The sequence below is a fragment of the Ruminococcus sp. 5_1_39BFAA genome (assembly GCF_964240875.1).
GTDB lineage: Bacteria > Bacillota > Clostridia > Lachnospirales > Lachnospiraceae > Blautia_A.
The window spans coordinates 300,300-319,466 of sequence record NZ_CAXSVO010000003.1; the positions used below are offsets into that span (position 1 = coordinate 300,300).

Genomic DNA, 19,167 nt, shown 5'->3' on the forward strand with positions numbered 1-19,167 from the left:
TTATTTGCTTTCATATTGTTTTTTCAGTTCTTGTTTCAGTTTTCTGTTTGCGATAATCTGTTTGATACTGTCAAGAGATACAGCTACCAGCAGGATCAATCCCAGATATGTCTGCTCGTAATATACGTTTGCATTCAGCATAACCAGTCCGTTTTTCACCATAACGATCAGGAAGCCTGCAAAGAATACGCCGATGGAGTTAAATACACCGCCCTTTAACAGGGTACCTCCGATAACCGCAACAGCGAAAGAAATAACCATCCAGTCAGAACCGGTTGTAGGCTGTGCAGAGCCTGTCCTGGAGATCCAGAGGATACCTGCTATGGCTGCAAATAAGCCGGAGCCCACATTTGCCAGAATGATCATTTTGTCTGTATTCACACCGGACAGTCTTGCTGCCTCCAGGTTGCCGCCGGAAGCCAGATAACGTCTGCCTGTTACGGTAAAACGGAACACATAAGCCAGGATGACAAGCGCGATCACTGCAAGCCATAAAAGGTATGGTACATTAAGGAGTCCTTCACGTCCGATATAGGTAAATCCTTCTGAAATATCATTGTAGGGATGTCCCTGTGAAATACCGTTGATAAGGCCAGTATAAATAAAGGATGTTGCCAGTGTTACAACGAAAGAGTTCAGCTTCAGTCTCGTGATGATCAATCCGTTTATAACGCCGGTCAGGATACCGGTCAGAAGACCTGCCAGTACAGCTACGATTGCCGGAAGGCCAAGGATTTCCATGCAGTATCCGGTGATGACTACCGTCAGTCCGCCCTGGTATCCCAGTGCCAGGTTCATGCCCCCTACGATCACTACCAGCGCCTGACCAATGGCGATGAAAATGTAAATAGCTGCTGTCCTGCTCATATTGAACACATTGTAAGCTGTCAGAAAGCTGTCAGAGAAAGCCGTAAAAATGATTCCAAGAACCAGCACCGCCAGTATTACGGTCGTTTCGCTTCTTGAAAGAATCTGTTTGATCCTGCCTTGTGATTTTGTTTCTTTCATAATGTCCTCCTACACTATTTAACACGGCGCATTATAATTTTGCGTCCGCAACGGCCTTATACATTGCCACGATATTTTCCGCAGGAACATCGGGCATAATGTTGTGCTCCTGATTAAATACGAAGCCGCCGTCCTTCATGAATATGTCGATCATTCTGCGTGTGTAATCATAAACCTCCTGAGGTGTGGAACGGTTCAAAACGGTTCTGGTATTGCATCCGCCTCCCCAGAAAGTGATGTCTTTTCCAAATTCCCGTTTCAGAACTTCCGGATCCATCTGTCTTGCAGTGGTCTGGATCGGGTTTAAGATATCATATCCTGCATCGATCAGATCCGGGATGATCGGATAAATGGAACCGCAGGAATGAAGGAAGGTCTTCATCTTGCTGTGGGTATGTACATATTCATTCAGTTTTGTGTGATGCTTTTTGAAATGCTCCTGGTATTTTTCTCTGGACATGAACATTCCCGTATCCATACCAAGGTCATCGCCGAAACGAAGGATATCGACAATATCTCCAACGGATTCGCACACATTCTTTAAGGTTTCCAGATGTCTCTCCATCAACTGTTCGACCAGTGCGTCCACTTCCTCCGGCTCAGAGTAAATATCCATCAGGAAGTTGTCAATTCTTCTGAGGAAGGTCCCCCACTCAAACAGGTTGCATCCGCAGGTGATGACCAGTGCCCGATCTGTGGATTCACGCAGCTTTAAGGTTCTTGTACGAAGCTCTTTCCAGAAATCCTTATCTCCGGAATGATCCCATGGACTGTGTACCAGAGCGCTCCATAATACTTTGCCCATTGCATGGTCCAGATCTGAGTAATCGTCCGGATACTCGTCCAGGTATGGGAAGCAGGTCTGATCAAAGAATGTTGCTCCTACAGGCATCCTTGCGATCTGTGTGCCTTCCTTGTCGAAAACCAGGTAGTCGCCGTTTGGCTGCTTCTGTGGTTTGAACCATACCGGGTACTGTGCTGTGGTTCCATCTGCAACCGTGGTGTCGTACCAGTCGGAATCCTCAGTATTAAATACTCTTCCGATATCAATGGTGTCCACTCCAAAATGATCCATAATTTCGATTTCCGGATAAACCACCTGCTGTACTACGTCAAAAATCCTGGTGTGTCCGCCTTCCATTCCCAAATGTTTTTTCAGACCATTGTAGGCAATTGCAGAAATACCGGAACTGGGTGTAGCTCCCAGGTCAAGCGGAACTCTGTCCGGCTGTTTGTGATTGACAGATGCCATCACTCGCTCTCTCGATGTCATAATCGCTCCTCCTTTTACCGTTTTTTCTAAACGTTTAGATTTTAGTTTAAAAATTAATCCAGATGATAAACTTCTTCCATTAAGCTCCACCATTCACCTGATTTTGCTGAGGGAACAGGTTCCTGGCAGGGGTCTGTTTCTTTCCACCATTCCTGTGTTTTAGGATCCGCAGCCATCTTTGCCATATCCCCGTCAAAATCCTCTCCAACATACTCAAAATAGCTGAACAGATATCCATCTCTGTAATATATGGAGTAATTTCTGATATTGCACTTGCGGATCATCTCATTGACTTCCGGCCAAGGATTGGCATGAAGCTTTTTGTACTTATCCAGAAATTCCGGTTTTACTTTTATAACCTGACCATAGCGCTTCATTTTCTCTGCTCCTTCCGTTGTTTATAGTACACATTATACCTGCAAAAAAATAAAAAACAACCCGTTTTTCAAAATTATAATCTAAACGTTTAGATTATTGACGTATCCTATTTATTGTGTTAAATTAAACATAAAATATGATGACTTTAACTTTCTTATAAAAGGAGAACCCTATGGCCACATTAAAGGATGTTGCAAAGGACGCCGGTGTTTCCATCGCTACTGTTTCCTGCTGTCTCAGCGGAAGCCGCCAGGTAAAACCCGAAACCCGCATGCGTATCATGGAATCCATCGAAAAACTGAAATATATTCCCAATGCTTCTGCCCGAAATCTGAAAATATCCGATTCCAACAGTATTGGTATCGTTTTGACAGACATTGATAACCAGTATCACTCCGAGATCTTTAAAGGAGCCTCCGATTACCTGCAGCGTCACGACTATACCATAAACGTGGCCTTTTCCAATCGCTCTCCTATCACGGAGCAAAAGAAGATCAATGAGTTTATCAGCCAGAATGTAAGTGGTCTGCTGATCATTACTTCACAGCCCCAGAACACAGATTTTTTTAACAGCCGGATCAAAAGCTACTCCATCCCCACTGTTTTCATGGAGCGCCGCCCGGAAAATATCGATACCAGCTTTGCCTGCTTTGATAACTACAGGACCGTGTATTTTCTCACAGAGCAGCTTCTTCTGAAGCATTACCGCCGGGTTGCACTGATCACCGGACCGGACTATTATTCTTCTGAGAGTGACTGCATCCGCGGATACGAAGCTGCTTTCCAGACCTATGGAATCCCGCTGGATAATTCATTGATCCAGCGAACCAACATGTCCAAGGAGGATGCCTTTAAGATGGTTCTCAATAATCTGGATCTGGATACTATCGAAGCGATCATCACTACCTCGGAAAATATTGCGGACGGCATCCTGGAGGCGATTTCCATTCTGGGCATGCAGGTTCCAAGAGATATCCAGCTTCTCACCCTTGGCGAAGAATGCTGGAACCAGTCTGCCCGTAAAACCGGTGTGATCCATACCAGCCGCAATGCTTTTACGCTTGGCACCGAAGCCGCCAGGCTCCTTGTCCAGAATATCCAGTCACCTGCTTTATTTGAGGAGAAGACCCTCTCTTTTGCAGACAAGATCGTATACAGTGACCTGAAGCTTCTTCCTCCTCCCTCCAAGGCTCCCTTTCACCTTGCAGGCGACATGGAAGCTCCCCCTCTGCGCATTCTGATGGCAGATCTGGCAACCTCTCATTCTGTTAAGCTTTTGTCCAGAGCCTTTACCCATCAGACCGGAATCCCTGTACATATCGATTTTGCTCCGCAGACGGCTTTGCTGGAACTGATCATGAAGGATATGGCAAAGGCGTACCATGATTATGATATCTATATGTATGATGTTCCCTGGCTCCAATACATGGTACAAAACGGGCTTGTCAGTGATATTTCCGAATTCATCAGCCAAAATCCGGAGCTGATCAATTCCGTTTTTCCGGAGAACCGCGATAATTGCCAATATGAAGGACATTATTACGGGATCCCCATTGTAGGCGGCTCCCAGATTCTTTTTTACAGAAAGGATTTATTTGAGGATTCCACTATCCTCCGGAATTTCCAGAAGCAATACCAGATTTCCCTGCGTCCGCCCCGTACCTGGACGGAGTTTAACGGGATTGCCCGCTTTTTTACCAGAAAATATAATCTCTATTCCCCAACGCAGTATGGCACCTCCCTGGCGGGGATCACCGATGAGGAGCTGGCTCCGGAAATCCTGATCCGCCTTTGGTCCAGCGGAGGCTCCATATGGGACAAATATAACCGTGTCTCGTTAAATACGCCGGAAATCGCCAAAGCTTTTAACAGTATCTTACAAACTCTGGAATATACAGGACGGGATCCGTTTGAAACCTCTATCAGTCAGACGGTTGCGGATTTTTCCTCCGGGAAAACGGCTATGCTGGTAACCTACTCCGAATACGCATCGGAAATCAGCTCCTCCATATCCAGCAACATCATTGGACGGGTGGGATATGAAGCGCTTCCCGGCCGCACTCCTATCAGTGTAGGCTGGAATCTTGGACTGAATCCATATACCAACCAGTCAGAGGCTGCCTATGAATACTTTAAGTGGCTTTGCAGAAGTGATATCAGCTTTTACATGACCATCGTGGACGGACAGTCACCAGTTATGGCCCCCTATAACAGCCATGAACTGCTGAAGCTCTATCCATGGATGGAGCTGACGGAAAAAAGCTTTGAATACTGCAGAAAACGAACCGGACCTTACCGGCAGAAATCACTTATTATTCCGCAGAACAAGCTTGAGAGAATCCTATGTGAAATACTGAAAAACATTTTACAGAAAGGCATGACCGTATCGGAAGCTCTGCTTGCAGGTCAAAAAGAAATGGAGCTTCTGTTTAAGTCCTACGGCTATCCAAAGCCCCTGCATTTCATCTGATTTTCGAGTACTTTTATAAGCCTTTTTCTCGTAATTGCGGTTTTTTTATGATATAATGTGCAATAGAATGGAGACCTTAAGGAGAAAAAGATGAAATTACTGATTGTAGATGATGAGGAGCTGACCCGCACTGGTGTCATTTCTTCCCTTGACTGGAAAGCTCTTGGCATAGATGAGGTCATTCAGGCTGATGACGGCATAAACGGCCTGGAAATGGCCAAAAAACATAAACCTGAGATTATCCTGTGCGATGTTCGTATGCCGCGCATGGACGGAATCACCATGCTGGAACGGTTGGACAACATCCTTCCTGATGTTGTCCCCATTTTTATGAGCGGCTACTCAGATAAAGAGTATTTAAAAGCAGCCATCAAATTAAAGGCTGTCAATTATATCGAAAAACCGATCGACCCTAAGGAAATCCGGGATGCAGTTTCTGAGGCCAGAGAGCTGTACAACCAGAAAGTCCGTACCCACAGGGGCGAAACCTTTCATTCAATGGAGACAGCCTCCCGTCTGGCTCTCCTTTTAACTGCCCCTTATGATTCCAACCGGGAAGCTATTACCCAGCTTACAGAGGAGTTGAATCTTCCCATTACCTCAACCACATGTTTTACAGCTATCATTATCAAAATCGACACGAGCATGGATTATTCCGCCTCCTCTGAAGATAAAGTTTACCAGGAAATACGGGATTTTCTGGGCCTGTACCGCCTGGACTGCATTTATGTGGAGAAACGCATGCAGTATCTGGTATATTTTGTATTTGGGCCGGCACTGACTTCAGAGACAATATTGGAAAGCATCCGCGACGTATTCTGCCGCCAGTATTCCAGCTACCGCAAGTTTTATCTTGCCGCCGGAGAAACTGTCCAGGGGATTTCCAGAGCTTACCAGTCCTACACCTCCGGAGTGATCCTTCTTCAGAGCAGCTTCTTTTTCCCAATAGGTATTTTCTTAAGTTCCCGGGCTGCTGTTACTCAGGAGCCCTCCGGCAGCCGCCCTACGCTTCCTTCAAACCCTATGGAGGTTTTTCAGGGCCTTTTGGATACACGGGATGAGAAGGGAAGCCAGGATTTTCTTCAGACCTTGCAGCTTTTTTACGACAGGAATAAAAGTGTACTGCCCAATCAGGCAAAGGATTTGTATTACAGGCTTTTCCGCTGTGTGGAGGATGTTTCCATGCAGCTCCAGATCACTTCCGGTTCAGAGCCGGAAAACGTTATTGATACCCTTGAAAATATTTTTTCTTTCCAGGAGCTTCATGAAAAGCTCTGCAGCAAGACAGAACAGTTTTTCAAGGATGCCAGCAGCAATATACAGGAAAATGCCACCATCTTTCTCATCAAAGACTATATCAGTAAGAATTATATGAATGAAACACTCTCCGTAAAGGATATCAGCAAACAGGTTTTTCTGTCTACCTCCTATGTCTGCACCTTCTTTAAAAACGAGACTGGACAGACCCTAAATCAGTATCTCACGGAGTACCGCATGGAGAAGGCAAAACAGCTTCTGGCAAACCCGCTCTATAAAATCGCGGATATCTCCTCAAAGGTGGGCTACAGCGATGGAAATTATTTCGGGAAAAGCTTTAAGAAATATACAGGGCTTTCTCCCTCAGAATACAGGGAAAAATTGTCATAGCGAAAGGATTTGAACCTATGGGAAATGTATTTCGCAGGATCAGACAGACATACGGGGATATGAAGCTCCAGACAAAGCTTACCATTTCATTGCTTCTTGCTGTAACTATACCGGTATTAATGTTAGGAGCTTTCTTTTACGGAAAGCTTTATGACATGGTAGTGTCCTATACCATCCGGCAGGAGCAGGATGCTTCCGCTAAGACTTCCCCTTTAATAGAAGAAACTGTGCAGAAGGTGGTTGATACCTCTTCTGCTTTTTCTACACTGCCGTTTTATAAAAAGCTTTTTCACCAGCCCGTAAACTCTCCCATGTCCACTCTGGCAGAGTCCGCTCAGGCGCAGGAATTTGTCCGGCAGGTACAAAAGATCACAGACCAGGAGCCCATAACCCGTATCCGGGTATATATTGATTGGCCTAATGAAAAATCTCCTCTTTTTGCTTCACCGTCCACAGGTGAGGTTTTTGCGCCCTTTTCCCAGATAAAAGGAACTTATTGGTACGGTATCTTTCAGGGTACAGGGGCTTCTGAGCTGTATTGCCCCTCCTTTTACCTTGGCGCCCAGGAGCAGACGGAATACGGGGACATGGCATACATCCGCTCCGGCTCTCTGTATTATCATGGAGTTTCTTATAAAACTTATGTTGCAGTTTATTACTCCAGTGCTACCCTTACCTCGGTTCTCAGTGAAAATCTGGCTTTGGAAGGCAGCGTTTCCTATATCATCAACGAAAGGGACAATCTGGTAGCTTCCTCGGATAGCTCTCTGTCGGGCATTTACTGGCTGAGCTACGGTACCATTGAAGACTCCTTTACGTCCTCCAACAATTTTATTGAACGGACCATTTTGGACAGTAAGATTTATGCAGGCTTCTACCGCATCAATAAGCCCGGCTGGTTTATGGTGACTGTACTCCCCTCCGGTCCGCTTATTGACCAGAGCAATCAGATCATGGTTCAGTATGTGATACTTTATCTGGTGTTCCTTGCTCTTGCATTGTTTCTGTCAACCCTTTCTGCCAGATCCATCACCGGGCGTATTTCCTCTGTCAGCAATCAGATGAAAACGGTTCGCCAGGGACCACCTGTTCCAATGGAAAGTCCTGCCTTTCATGATGAGGTAGGTGATCTGATCGACACCTACAACTACATGACCAGACAGTTGAACCAGCTTCTGGAAAACCAGGCGAAGGCGGCTGAGGATCTGCGCATTGCAGAATTTAACTCTCTGCAGGCACAGATCAATCCGCATTTTCTATACAACACCATGGATATGATCAACTGGATGGCGCTACAGGGACGGACCTCCGAAATCAGCAATGCTGTGCAGAGCCTTTCCAGATTTTACAAGCTGACCTTAAGCAGAAAGCAAAGCATCAGCACCATTGCCCAGGAGGATGAACATGTTTCCATTTATGTTCATCTGCAAAACATGAGATATCACGACAATATTGAATTTATCTCGGATGTTCCTGATGAACTGATGGAATATCAAATCCCAAAGCTGACCCTGCAGCCTGTTGTGGAGAATGCAATACTACACGGAATTTTGGAAAAGCCCTCCAAATCCGGGACTATTGTTCTCACCGGCTGGATGGAGGGAGAAGATATTATTCTTCTGATTTCCGATGACGGGGTGGGAATTGCTCCCGAAAAAATGCCCACCATCCTTTCCGGCACAGGTCAAAGCGCCTCCGGCGGTACAAATATTGCCATTTACAATACGCACAGACGGCTTCAGATTCTTTACGGAGAAAATTACGGTCTTTCTTATTCCAGTGTTCCCGGCGAGGGAACAGAGGTGCAGATCCGTATTCCTGCCAAAAGAGAGTCCCATCTTTCCTCTACAGAGTACAGGAAACAGCTTTCGTAAAATTCAGGTAGCATTCATCCGGTCATGCCTGACAGAGTAATTGTCATATCTTCTCCATAATAATTTTCCGGATTAGTGGTATCCTGGCTGTTAATAATCTCCTCCGGCACAGGCTGCCCGGCAGGGATATCGCCCACATTCGGCAGGTCTTTTTTCAGTCCCATGAAGGACAGGAGAACGGACTGAGGGTCGTCCTCCGGTATTTGGTAATAAAAGCCGTATTCTATACAGGGTGCGGCTTTTTCGCTGTCCTCTGAGATGTCCGTTTCCGTGTCTGCGGGATACGATATCACATAATTGCTTTCATCGCGAAGCTGTGACTCCTCACCGTCATTAAATATTCCGAACGAACCTCCCAGTCTTTTCCAAAATGTTCCTTCCCGGCTTCGGAAAAGCAGCTCGGAAATCTCTGTATTTCCCTCCACATAAGCTGCTCTCTGTTCTCTTGTCATTTCCACTGTTACTTTTCCCTGAAGAGATGTGAGGGACTGTTTTAGGTCTGTTACTTTTACGCTGTATTCTTTGCAGACAAAACTCTGGTCCGGCAGTTCTTTTAGCTGTGCTTCGATATCTACAGTAAAGGTCAGATCCTGATTCTCGTACCGTTTTCCCCCGTGGTATACCCGCAGCGGAATTGTTACTTCGAAGGGGGATGTCAGTTTCAAATCGTCTGTTTTTGTTTGGAAGATATAATAATCCTGTTTTCCCAGATTATCCTCCATTTCGATGGGCCCGATAAGCTGGTCGTTTATCCGAAGCTCCCACGCCTCACAGTCATACTTTTCTCCTTGCTCTGTCGGTTCCGCGTAGATGGCAAGGCGCTGCCCATCGTAGAGTACCATGGGAATCGCCAGGATGGGGTCGTTGCTTTCCCGTTTTTCAAAGCTTTTGATCAGATCCGGATCCATATCCTCCTTGTAGGTTGGAGTTTCCTCTGCCTTTACCGTAACGTCTTTTTGCAGTACCGAATCAAGGTTGTTTCTTTCTTCCAGACCCAGAGTTTTCATAAATATTGTCTGAGGACTTTGCTTTTGCTCCTTTTTGGCTGCTGTTACGCCCATAGCGGCTACAATTCCAGCCATCAGCGCCGCTGCCAGGAGCAGCAGGTATCTTCTCTTTTTGCGTCTTCCTGTTCTTACAATTTTTTCCGGTTTCCCGGATTCTGTTTTCAGATTTTCTTCTACCGCACTCCTCACTGCCAGCCGAAAGGCTTCCGGCATCTGCGGATATCCCTGTTCCCACATTTTTTTATCCATTACGCTTCCTCCTCTGCCAATAATCCTTTTAATTTTTCCCTGCCTCGGTGGAGACGGCTCTTTACAGTTCCCGGAGGGATTTTCAGCATTTCTGAGATTTCCTGTATCTGAAAACCTTCCAGGTAATGAAGGACCAGCGCCACCCTGAATTCTGCATCCAGCTTCTGAAGTGCCTGGTAAAGGCGGCTGTAGTTTTCTTTTTCAGGTGCCGGAACGTTCCATTCCTCTGGCATTGGCTGTTCCTGTTGCCTGCGCTGGGCCAGCCTGCAGCATTCGTTGATCAGGATCCGGATCAGCCATGTTTTTGCATATTTATCTTTCCTCAGTGTGTGCAGATTCTCAAAGGCTTTGGTGATAGCTTCCTGCGCCGCATCCGCACAGTCCTCATCCCGCCTCAGGATGGCTTTTGCAATTCGGTATAGCTGTGCTTCGTTTTCTAAAACCAGATTTCCAAATGCGTTCTTGTCCATAATTTTTCCCTTCCTTTTGTGTATCTGCCTATTAGACATTATAAGGCATGAAAAGGTTCCCGCATACGGAATATTTCTTACAAAAATAGACTTCCTTCATACTTTACTCATTACGATCAATTGGGATTACTGCAATTAGTTTAGATTTACTTTTTTATATAAATTAGGTATACTTTGTTGAGAAGATAAATATGAGGATTATTTTTGGAGGTGACCGTCTATGTCTCAGACTCAGGTTTTATTATACAATTTTACAGATCAGGAACGGCTGCGCCGAATACGGCGCTATTTGAATAAAGAGAAAATTTCTGCCCGCATTGTGCAGGCTCCGGAGTTTCTGGAAAACCTTGGATATCTTTTTGAGATACCCGGCTTTTCCAAGACTTCTGCATTTAATCTTGGCGGCAATTTTCATGAAGAAATGATGGTTATGAAGGATTTTTCCGATGAACAGATGAATGCCTTTTTTGCATTTTTCAAAAAAAACAGCCTCCCGCCTGTTAGCTTGAAGGCTGTTCTCACTCCTATCACCATGCATTGGACTTCCCTGCAGCTTTTCGAGGAACTTTCGAAGGAGCATGCTTCTCTGAAAAAGTTCTAAACTTTACAGAATCAGGCATTCCTTGCAAAATCAATGCTGATTTTTCCATTGCTGGTAAATACCTTCAGCCTTCTGCCCTTTCCGGAACGCATATCAGTGGGCAGAGTGCTGCTTGCGTTTGATGTTCTGCTCTCAATATCATAATCACTGATATTTCCCTGCACTTTGCCCCGCACTGCTCCGTTGGAGGTCTGCAGTGTAATATTTCTGCCGCTTATTCCCGGAACCTCAATGGCTGCATTAGAGGTTCTTATCTCAATATTTTCTGTAAAATCCCCTTCCTCCAGCACAATATGTCCGTTGGAGGACTTTGCATGAAAATCTCCGCCCACTGCGCCGGACACAGAAATCTTTCCATTGGAGGTTTCCAGCCAGATTCTGCCAGCCTGCACACGGCTCATGTTGATATGGGCATTACTGGTTTTTGCTTTCAGGCTTTCCAACATTCCCGTGTTTTCCAACTCGATCTTTGCATTTTTGGTGATCAGTTCCACACTTCCGCAAAAGCTTTCCGGAAGCTCCACTGTGATGCAGCAGCTTCTTCCAAACTGCAGAAGATCAAAAAGCCACAATTTCCGTATCTTTTGTTGAAAAGTAAAGCCTCCGTTTTCCTCACTGGTCCGTATCTCATCCACGCCTTCCCTTGGCTCAAAGAGCACCCGCACCGTGTTGCCTTTTACTGTATTTACCTGGATTTTTATATTTTCTGCCTGTACCCGCAAAAACTGCAGCTCCTGCGCTTCTTTTCCACTGCAAAAGACACCGTACTCTGCCCTGCTTTGCTTTTCCTTCCCGTAATTCTGTGAACTGTCTACTCTGGGATCATCAGCCTCCATTCTTGCTGTGTACTCGCTTCTGAGTTTTTTCGCTGCCGCTTCCGGGGATCCGATATTTTTAAGAATCTCCTCTTCTGTCTCGCCCGCTTCCAGCCTGTCGCAGATCATTTCCTGAAAATACTCACGAATCTGCTCCTTATCCTCCTGTGAAAAATCATCTAACTCTTCCATGAATTTCCTTAAATACTCTTCCTGTCTCATTGCTGCGCCTCCTTATTTCGTTCCTCCACAAACGTGTAAATCCTTTTTATTTCCTCCCATTCACAGAGAAATGCCCGGATTTTCTTCTGCCCATCTTCTGTAACTTCGTAATACTTCCGCATACGCCCGTTATGTTCCTGCTTATAGGTAGTCAGACAGCCCGTACTCTCCAGCCTTTTCAAAATGGGATATAACGTTGATTCGGAAATCTCAATGCATTGAGAGACCTCCTTCACGATCATATATCCATAAGAAGGCCCCTTCTGCAAAACTGACAGAACGCAGATATCAAGAATACCTTTTTTTCTCTGAGTATCCATTTCCACTTCCCCTTCCTATGCAAAGCATGATATTATGTAATACATAGTATATATAATATAGTATTATACTGTAAGCATTTTGTCAATAGAAAAACGCCGGTTCCCCGGCGTCTTTCTTTTTGAATATATGTATTATGATAGATTGATGGCTTTATTTCATCCTTATCTGGTAACGATCTCAACCTTTACATTGAAAATCTTAGCTACCTTCAGAATGGTATCGATATGTCTGCCTGTAGCGGCTGCAAAATGATGGGTCGGGCCGCATTCGCTCCAGCGGTTTACAAATTCTCTTGCTCCGCAGGTGAAACGGGTTCTCATGTTGGTATCACCGAAGGAAAGGATCTTACCTTCCTCATTTACACCCTCTGCAACGATAAACTTGAAGTGTCCGTCGCCGTCCTGAGTGATTGCCAGGTAGGTAACCGGGCCTGTGTATGGATAGAACTGTGTCAGATATCCGCCGCCGGTCTTTCCGTGGAATACTTCTACGATCTTCATAGTAGGTTTCTTATCGGAAATATCTGCATCACCGGATCCGCTGTGTCCAATGATGGCAATGTCATCATTGAAATCAATGGAATACATCTCAGCAAGCTGTCCGGTTCCGGAGATTGTCTTCAGAATGCTCATTGCCATGGCAACCTTCATGTCACCCTCAACTGCGCAGGCAACACCCTGTTTGATCAGCATAGAGAATGCCGGGATCAGCATACTGTCAAGGACACCAGCCTGTCCCTGTGCAAATCCGTCATAGTGGGAAGCGATCAGACCGAGCTGCTCGTCCTTACACCACTGCTCGAAAGCAACCACATATTTTGCCATATCCCATACTTTTTCGATGGTTCCGCCGCCCTCGATATCAAAGGTATCAAGAATATCCTGTGCTTTTGCACGGATTGCTTCTTCATCTGTAATATTGTCTGCGATCACCCACATTTTTTCCCAGTCAAACTGTTTGGTATACAGATGCATTCTTCTGTATAAGTTGGACTCGTCGATGTACAGGTCCATCATGCCAGGATAAGGTCTTCCGATCTGTGCAATGTTTGTATCACGGAATCTTCTTCTTGTCTGAGCAGCACGGCACCAGTCTTCGATCTCTGCCTGAACTCCCGGATCTCCGCCTTCTACAACACCGGTGATCACAGCATGTCTCTTACCGTAACGCTCAAGGTCAGCTACCATCTCGCCTACAGCGCCGCAGGCATAGCCTTCGCCAAGCCAGGAAGCGATATCAGTATGGTCATAATCCAGTGCTTTCAGCTTCTGAACATTGACAAGAACAACCGGAACATCCAGATCTTTCACTGCCGGAAGCATATTGTAGGATGTGGCATAGGTAAGTAACTGCAGAAATACCAGGTCAACATCTGCTGCACGGAATAAATCACCTGCTGCCTGTGACTGCTCTTTCGTTGTCACCATGCCGCCGTCAATGATCTCAACCGTATCCGGAAGCGTCTTTTTAAACGCCTCATACTGGCTTTCAAATTCCGGTACAAGCTGCGGGAACTGCGGCAGATACGCTCCTAATGCGATAGAAAAAACGCCTACCTTTGCCTTTGTGTTAACTAACATAATACGTCCTCCTAAATGAATTATATTTTCTAATTATAGATTTTAATATCAAATGATTCATGGATAGCCGTACGTGCAGCTTCAACAGAATCAAAGTCTCCTGCCTTGATCATCTGGGCAGTGATATTTCCGATTGCAGTAGCCTCGCCCGGGCCTGCATGGATCTCTTTCTTTGTTGCCTTTGCAGTCAGCTCATTTAAGTAGCCTGCATTGGAACCGCCTCCTACAATGTGGATACGGCTGTAGGTTCTTCCAGTCATCTCTTCCAACTCTTTTGCAGTCTTTGCATAGCACTCTGCAAGGCTGGTGTAGATAACGGTTGCAATTTCTCCAAGTGTCTCGGGAACCTGCTGCCCTGTTCTGCGGCAGTAGTCCTTAACCTCTTCTACCATGCTCTCCGGTGCAAGGAAGCACTCATCGTTTGCATCCACTCTGGACGGGAAATCCTTTGCCTCCTCAGCCATTGCACAAATTTCACCAAATCCGTATTTATCATCAAATTCATGACGCACAGACTGAATCATCCAAAGACCCATGATATTTTTCAGATAACGGAAACGTCCTCCATAACCGCCTTCATTTGTCAGGTTCATCTCACAACTCTTCCTGGAACAGTCCGCTTCCGTTCTCTCAAGACCCATCAGAGACCATGTACCGGAGCTGATGTAGATAAAGTCGTCGTCATTTGCCGGAACAGCAAGAACTGCGGAACCAGTGTCATGAGTAGCCGGAGCTACAACTTCCAGATCAAATCCAACCTCTTCTTTTACTGCGTCGGAGAAGTGACCGATGCTGGTGCCTGGCATGATCAGCTTCTGGAACATCTTTCTCGGATATCCAAGCATGTCGATCAGTTCGTAATCCCAATCCTTAGTAACCGGATTTACAAGCTGACCTGTGGTTGCCTCTGTATACTCACAGGTCTTCTGTCCGGTAAGCAGATAATGGAAATAATCCGGCACATGAAGCAGAGTTTCTGCCTGCTCCAGATATTCCGGATGCTGCTTCTTTACTGCCATCAACTGGTAAATGGTATTGAAGATTGCCTTCTGGATACCGGTACGCGCATACAGATCTTCCAGTGAAATGATCTTGTAAACCTCTTCGTCCATGCCCTCTGTTCTGTGGTCACGATATCCTACGGTGTTTCCAAGGACCTTGTCATCCTTGTCAAGAAGTACGAAGTCAACACCCCATGTGTCAACACCCATGCTTACAGGAATCTTGCCGATCTCTTTACATTTTTTCAAACCGATCTTGATCTCATTGAAAATTCTGTCAAACTCCCAGCAAAGCTCACCGTCTTTTTTTACCATGCCGTTCTCAAAACGATGAATCTCCTCCAGTACCATCTTTCCGTTTTCCAGATGTCCCAGGATCAGTCTTCCGCTGGATGCTCCCATGTCTACTGCTGCATAATATGTTGCCATTTTTAAAACCTCCTCAATATGTAAGTTTTGCCGCAAAAGCCCTGGCAACTCGCCAGTTATCTGCTTTTGTCCGTTCATTTCCTTCATTATTGATGATACCATATTACTACACATTCCATCAAGAGAGAAGAACCTTGTTTGTCAAAAAAAGTGTCTTTATTTGCAGCTTTTTTTACATTTCCGGATATAATGGTTTTAATGCCTGATAGGCATCCTCAAAGACCTTTTTGGGTTTTTCATATACTCCCTTGTTCTGCTCATCCGGCACAACGGGAGCCCGGAATTCCAGAAAGCTGTGAATGGCGCCAAAATCCCTGTATATGCCGCAGCCCACCCCTGCGATCACCGCAGCCGCAATGGAGGTGGCTTCCTCCACATGGTCCGGACGCACAAGCTCTGCATCCAGCACATCCGCCAATACCTGCGCCAGTACATCCCCTTTTGCCCCGCCTCCGGTAAGGATCATCCTGGGAATGTCCAGATATTTCCGGTACGCCCGCAGAATCAGCTCCAGATTCATGCCCACGCCCTCCAGGACCGCCCGGACATAATCCTCTCTTGTATGATACATGCGGATTCCCAAAAATGCAGCAGAGGCATCCGGGTTCCACCGCGGTGCCCGTTCTCCTGTGAGATAAGGCAGAAAAACAAGCCCCTTCGCCCCGGCAGGCGAACTTTCCACCAGGGCATTCACCAGATCCCAGGAGCTGATCTTTTTTTCTTTTGCCTCCCGTATCTCCTCGCCCAGAAAGGTATTCCGGATATAGGAGTAGGCGCTTCCCGCAGACTGCATTGTGCCGCAGGGCATATACTGTCCCGGGATCACATGGGCAAAGCAGAAGAATATCTGATCCTCATCCAGAAATTTCTTTTCTGTAGTTCCTCCGATCCACGCTGAGGTGCCAAAGGTGAGAAACATCTGGTCCTTTTCAATGCAGCCTGCCCCCAGAGCGGAACAGGGACCGTCCCCGCCTCCGCAGACCACCTTTACCGAAGTGGTCAGACCAAGCTCTTTTGCCGCTTCCTCTGTAAGAGTTCCAATAACATCAATGGAATTGTGAAGCTTGGGCAGCTTTTCCATGGGAATTCCGGCAGCATCCAAAATTTCCTGTGACCAGCAAAGCTTTTCCAGATCCAGGGCATTTGTGCCCGAGGCATCGGAATAATCTGTGACAAATGCGCCAGTCATGCGATAGATAATATAATCCTTGACCTGAAGCATCTTATATGTCTTTTCATAAATATCCGGCTCATTGTCCCGGATCCACATCAGCTTTTCAATGCTGTAGGACGGGCTGATACGATGCCCCAGAAGCTGGTACGCATAAGCTTCATCAAGCCGCTCTCTAAGCTGCTGTGCCTGTGCCTCTGCCCTCTGGTCGGCCCAAATGATAGCGGGCCTTAGCACCTGTCCCTCTCTGTCCACTACAAGGCAGCACTGCATCTGACCGGAAAAGGAGATTGCCTCCACACTATCAGCGGGAATGTCTGCCGTGATCTCTTTTGTGGAACGGCAGACAGCGTCCCACCAATCCTGAGGATCCTGCTCCGCACGCCCTCCGGCTCCGTAGTTTACCGGATAGGAAACCGTAGTGCTTCTGATCAGCTCCCCTTCCACGGAAAAAAGAGAGGCTTTATTTCCGGATGTTCCGATATCATGCGCAAGTAAATATTTCGCCATATGTATTTCCTCCGAAAAATTCTGGTTCTGTATACAGCCCCCATTCTTTACAGCTCGTATATTTTCTTGTCTCCGTATGTTTTGATCCAGTCTTTTTTGAATCCCTCCACAGCAAAATCGATGATAGCGTTTTCCACCATTGTGGTCAGAAGATCTGCGGAAACGGTGACAGCCTGAGCACCTACTGTCAGGGCATCCATCACCTGTTCCGTGTTTTTAAAGCTTGCAGCCAGGATTTTTGTGGGCTTATTGTGTATGCGAAATAAGCTGACCATATCCCCGATCACCTTTTTGCTGTCCACATTCAGGTTGTTCATTCTGTTAAAATAGGGTGCAACATAATCCGCACCTGCGCTGGCTGCCATCATAGCCTGCTGTGTGGTATATACGGCTGTTCCTGTTACGCGGGCTCCTTCTGCCTTCAGATGCTTCATGGCGCAGATTCCCTGCTCTGTGGTGGGGATTTTAATGTAAGTGTCCTTTCCAAGCTTTTCCCGGATGCAGTCAGCCTCCTTCAGCATTTCCTCCCATGTATCCGCAGTTACCTGTACATGAAGCTGTTTGTCACCGATGATTTTCCGGATTTCCAGCAGCAAAGGCCAGAATTCTGCGTGTTCCTTTGAGATGATGGTAGGATTGGAAGTAACCCCGGTAATCTCATAAAGCGCTACATATTTTTTGATCTGCTCCAGATTGGCTGTGTCTAATAAAAGTTCCATTTTTTCTCCTCCATATCAATTCGTTATTTTATCAAGAATTCAGATAGTGTATCTTCTGCTGCATCTCCGTCATAGAAGCTGCAAAGCCTGCTGATGCAAGGGACTGCAAGGCAGCACCATAGGCAGCCTCCTCCTCACATGCCGGAATCGCCATGGGCATACGGAATAAATCCTCTGCCAGCTCTCTCATCAGCTTATTTCTCCGGATCCCGTTTCCGGAACCCACCAGATGTGCTGCCTTTGTCCCTGTCATGCTGCACATTTGCCGGTACATCTCATGAAGCTCCTCCAGAATCCCCTGAAGCATCCCCACGGTCATGGCGCCGGGATGGAAATTTTCCACACCGATTCCCGAAATACTTCCACGCTCCCTTGGATTGCTTCTTGTGCCGGAAAAGGTGGTCCTGATCTTCCAGGCTGCCTCTTTTCCATAGGTATCAATAAAATCCCTTGCCTGCCTTTCCATGACCGAGTACAGCGCTTCCTCGTTTTCCCTGCCGCAGGCCTCCCGGTAAAACTGCTCCAGCATGGCATACGCCCTTCCTCCGCAAAGTCCGGAGCCTGCCATCAGATACAGCTTTTCCGTGCATGGCCTTAGCTCAATGCTTCCCTGGGCTTCCAGATACCTTCCTGTTCCAAAGGATACCTGGCTTCCGGTTCCGATGTTGACCAGCACCGTATTGGACAGATCCCTGACCGAGCCAAGCACACTTGCCTGGTTGTCTCCCAAAGACGCAGATACCGGAATGCCCTCGGGTACCTCGCCCTCTGTTCTTCCCACCACAGGATGCCCGCTTACGATTTCCGGGAGCAGGTCAAGCCTTACCCCAAGGTTTTCAAGCTCATCCCTGCAGAAATCCCCGATCTCCAGATCAAAACAGCCCCAGCTCGCCGCCATATCCCTGGCGATGACCGGAATCCTGTTTCCGCACAGCTTCATTGCGATATAATCGCTGATGGTGGTCATCTTCTCTGCTTCAGCCGGGATCAGCCCCTTTTTCTGCAGGTAAAAATGAGTGGTCAGTCCGTATCCGGAAGCCGCGGACCCCGTAGCTTCCCGGAGAATGTCCGCATATGTCCTCCCATCCTCTAAAAGCTCATTGCCGCTGCCGTCCTGCCATGTATACAGAGGGCTCACTGCGTCCCCCTTGCCGTTTACATAGAGAACACCGTGCATCTGCCCGGTCATTCCTATGCTGTCCGGTCTTCCGTATTTTTCTGTCATTTCCGCCACTGTCTGCCGTGTCAGCTTCCAGATCCGCTCCGCGTCCTGGATCCGGCTGGCGGCGCTTCCTTTCAGAAAGGCTTTGTGGGCAATGGTGCTGCTTCCCAGAAGCGCTCCGCTGTCCCCGTCAATCATAATGATGCTGATGGTCGTTGTTCCAATATCAATTCCCATTGCACGCATAGGTCTGCCTCCTT

The 19,167-nt window shown here is 46.8% G+C and carries 16 protein-coding genes; 4 read left to right on the plus strand and 12 right to left on the minus strand.

The annotated features are described in order from the left end of the window. The 3 genes from ACESZH_RS06365 to ACESZH_RS06375 are packed head-to-tail and all read right to left on the minus strand — an operon-like array spanning position 1 to position 2,658. Entirely contained in the window at positions 1–1,008 is a 1,008-nt protein-coding gene (locus tag ACESZH_RS06365; protein ID WP_373213041.1) for an ABC transporter permease, read from the minus strand. A gap of 31 nt (positions 1,009–1,039) precedes the next feature. Continuing rightward, positions 1,040–2,281, minus strand: coding sequence for a uroporphyrinogen decarboxylase family protein (locus tag ACESZH_RS06370; protein ID WP_373213038.1), 1,242 nt, complete (start codon positions 2,279–2,281; stop codon positions 1,040–1,042). A 53-nt stretch (positions 2,282–2,334) separates the two neighbouring features. Beyond that, complete coding sequence (locus ACESZH_RS06375) at positions 2,335–2,658, minus strand: L-rhamnose mutarotase (RefSeq protein WP_373213036.1); 324 nt, start codon at positions 2,656–2,658, stop codon at positions 2,335–2,337. A gap of 173 nt (positions 2,659–2,831) precedes the next feature. On the opposite strand from ACESZH_RS06375, the gene ACESZH_RS06380 reads away from it, so the two are divergent. From ACESZH_RS06380 to ACESZH_RS06390, 3 genes are all read left to right on the plus strand, one after another. Beyond that, positions 2,832–5,129 carry an extracellular solute-binding protein gene (locus ACESZH_RS06380; protein WP_373213033.1) on the plus strand — a complete coding sequence of 766 codons (2,298 nt, stop codon included), beginning with the start codon at positions 2,832–2,834 and terminating at the stop codon, positions 5,127–5,129. A 90-nt stretch (positions 5,130–5,219) separates the two neighbouring features. Further along, positions 5,220–6,776, plus strand: coding sequence for a response regulator (locus tag ACESZH_RS06385; protein ID WP_373213031.1), 1,557 nt, complete (start codon positions 5,220–5,222; stop codon positions 6,774–6,776). Between the two features lie 17 nt (positions 6,777–6,793). Next, the gene (locus tag ACESZH_RS06390) at positions 6,794–8,650 is read left to right on the plus strand and encodes a sensor histidine kinase (RefSeq protein WP_373213028.1); all 1,857 of its coding nucleotides are present in this window, start codon (positions 6,794–6,796) and stop codon (positions 8,648–8,650) included. A gap of 14 nt (positions 8,651–8,664) precedes the next feature. Here the strand turns inward: ACESZH_RS06390 and ACESZH_RS06395 are convergent, their stop codons facing one another. Together ACESZH_RS06395 and ACESZH_RS06400 are read right to left on the minus strand one after the other, a co-directional pair. Next, entirely contained in the window at positions 8,665–9,906 is a 1,242-nt protein-coding gene (locus ACESZH_RS06395; protein WP_373213026.1) for a hypothetical protein, read from the minus strand. After that, complete coding sequence (locus tag ACESZH_RS06400; RefSeq protein ID WP_373213024.1) at positions 9,906–10,376, minus strand: RNA polymerase sigma factor; 471 nt, start codon at positions 10,374–10,376, stop codon at positions 9,906–9,908. Before ACESZH_RS06400 ends, ACESZH_RS06395 begins: the two co-directional genes overlap by 1 nt. A 220-nt stretch (positions 10,377–10,596) precedes the next feature. Between ACESZH_RS06400 and ACESZH_RS06405 the strand changes: the two genes are divergently transcribed. Next, entirely contained in the window at positions 10,597–10,977 is a 381-nt protein-coding gene (locus ACESZH_RS06405; protein ID WP_373213022.1) for a DUF3783 domain-containing protein, read from the plus strand. 11 nt (positions 10,978–10,988) lie between these two features. Here ACESZH_RS06405 and ACESZH_RS06410 read toward each other — a convergent pair whose 3' ends face one another. From ACESZH_RS06410 to ACESZH_RS06440, 7 genes are all read right to left on the minus strand, one after another. Further along, on the minus strand, positions 10,989–12,014 hold the full coding sequence (locus ACESZH_RS06410) for a DUF4097 family beta strand repeat-containing protein (protein WP_373213020.1): 1,026 nt from the start codon (positions 12,012–12,014) through the stop codon (positions 10,989–10,991). Further along, complete coding sequence (locus ACESZH_RS06415) at positions 12,011–12,334, minus strand: PadR family transcriptional regulator (RefSeq protein ID WP_373213018.1); 324 nt, start codon at positions 12,332–12,334, stop codon at positions 12,011–12,013. The genes ACESZH_RS06410 and ACESZH_RS06415 overlap by 4 nt, the downstream gene beginning before the upstream one ends. Before the next feature lie 162 nt (positions 12,335–12,496). Continuing rightward, positions 12,497–13,915 carry an arabinose isomerase gene (locus ACESZH_RS06420; protein WP_373213017.1) on the minus strand — a complete coding sequence of 473 codons (1,419 nt, stop codon included), beginning with the start codon at positions 13,913–13,915 and terminating at the stop codon, positions 12,497–12,499. Positions 13,916–13,944: 29 nt separating this feature from the next. Continuing rightward, on the minus strand, positions 13,945–15,345 hold the full coding sequence (rhaB, locus tag ACESZH_RS06425; protein ID WP_373213014.1) for a rhamnulokinase: 1,401 nt from the start codon (positions 15,343–15,345) through the stop codon (positions 13,945–13,947). A gap of 172 nt (positions 15,346–15,517) precedes the next feature. Then, positions 15,518–17,026 carry a xylulokinase gene (gene xylB / locus ACESZH_RS06430; protein ID WP_373213012.1) on the minus strand — a complete coding sequence of 503 codons (1,509 nt, stop codon included), beginning with the start codon at positions 17,024–17,026 and terminating at the stop codon, positions 15,518–15,520. A gap of 47 nt (positions 17,027–17,073) precedes the next feature. Then, on the minus strand, positions 17,074–17,745 hold the full coding sequence (locus ACESZH_RS06435; RefSeq protein WP_373213010.1) for a fructose-6-phosphate aldolase: 672 nt from the start codon (positions 17,743–17,745) through the stop codon (positions 17,074–17,076). 31 nt (positions 17,746–17,776) lie between these two features. Then, a complete protein-coding gene (locus ACESZH_RS06440; RefSeq protein ID WP_373213007.1) occupies positions 17,777–19,153 on the minus strand; it encodes a sedoheptulokinase in 1,377 nt (458 codons plus the stop codon). Positions 19,154–19,167 lie beyond the last annotated feature (14 nt).

What these genes read in the sequence shown, in the direction of transcription:
- ACESZH_RS06385 (WP_373213031.1), top strand. Translation starts at nt 5,220, where the DNA reads ATGAAATTACTGATTGTAGATGATGAGGAGCTGACCCGCACTGGTGTC.
- xylB (WP_373213012.1), bottom strand. Translation starts at nt 17,026, where the DNA reads ATGGCGAAATATTTACTTGCGCATGATATCGGAACATCCGGAAATAAA.
- ACESZH_RS06380 (WP_373213033.1), top strand. Translation starts at nt 2,832, where the DNA reads ATGGCCACATTAAAGGATGTTGCAAAGGACGCCGGTGTTTCCATCGCT.
- ACESZH_RS06410 (WP_373213020.1), bottom strand. Translation starts at nt 12,014, where the DNA reads ATGAGACAGGAAGAGTATTTAAGGAAATTCATGGAAGAGTTAGATGAT.
- ACESZH_RS06365 (WP_373213041.1), bottom strand. Translation starts at nt 1,008, where the DNA reads ATGAAAGAAACAAAATCACAAGGCAGGATCAAACAGATTCTTTCAAGA.
- ACESZH_RS06435 (WP_373213010.1), bottom strand. Translation starts at nt 17,745, where the DNA reads ATGGAACTTTTATTAGACACAGCCAATCTGGAGCAGATCAAAAAATAT.
- ACESZH_RS06420 (WP_373213017.1), bottom strand. Translation starts at nt 13,915, where the DNA reads ATGTTAGTTAACACAAAGGCAAAGGTAGGCGTTTTTTCTATCGCATTA.
- ACESZH_RS06440 (WP_373213007.1), bottom strand. Translation starts at nt 19,153, where the DNA reads ATGCGTGCAATGGGAATTGATATTGGAACAACGACCATCAGCATCATT.
- rhaB (WP_373213014.1), bottom strand. Translation starts at nt 15,345, where the DNA reads ATGGCAACATATTATGCAGCAGTAGACATGGGAGCATCCAGCGGAAGA.
- ACESZH_RS06390 (WP_373213028.1), top strand. Translation starts at nt 6,794, where the DNA reads ATGGGAAATGTATTTCGCAGGATCAGACAGACATACGGGGATATGAAG.
- ACESZH_RS06415 (WP_373213018.1), bottom strand. Translation starts at nt 12,334, where the DNA reads ATGGATACTCAGAGAAAAAAAGGTATTCTTGATATCTGCGTTCTGTCA.
- ACESZH_RS06405 (WP_373213022.1), top strand. Translation starts at nt 10,597, where the DNA reads ATGTCTCAGACTCAGGTTTTATTATACAATTTTACAGATCAGGAACGG.
- ACESZH_RS06400 (WP_373213024.1), bottom strand. Translation starts at nt 10,376, where the DNA reads ATGGACAAGAACGCATTTGGAAATCTGGTTTTAGAAAACGAAGCACAG.
- ACESZH_RS06370 (WP_373213038.1), bottom strand. Translation starts at nt 2,281, where the DNA reads ATGACATCGAGAGAGCGAGTGATGGCATCTGTCAATCACAAACAGCCG.
- ACESZH_RS06395 (WP_373213026.1), bottom strand. Translation starts at nt 9,906, where the DNA reads ATGGATAAAAAAATGTGGGAACAGGGATATCCGCAGATGCCGGAAGCC.
- ACESZH_RS06375 (WP_373213036.1), bottom strand. Translation starts at nt 2,658, where the DNA reads ATGAAGCGCTATGGTCAGGTTATAAAAGTAAAACCGGAATTTCTGGAT.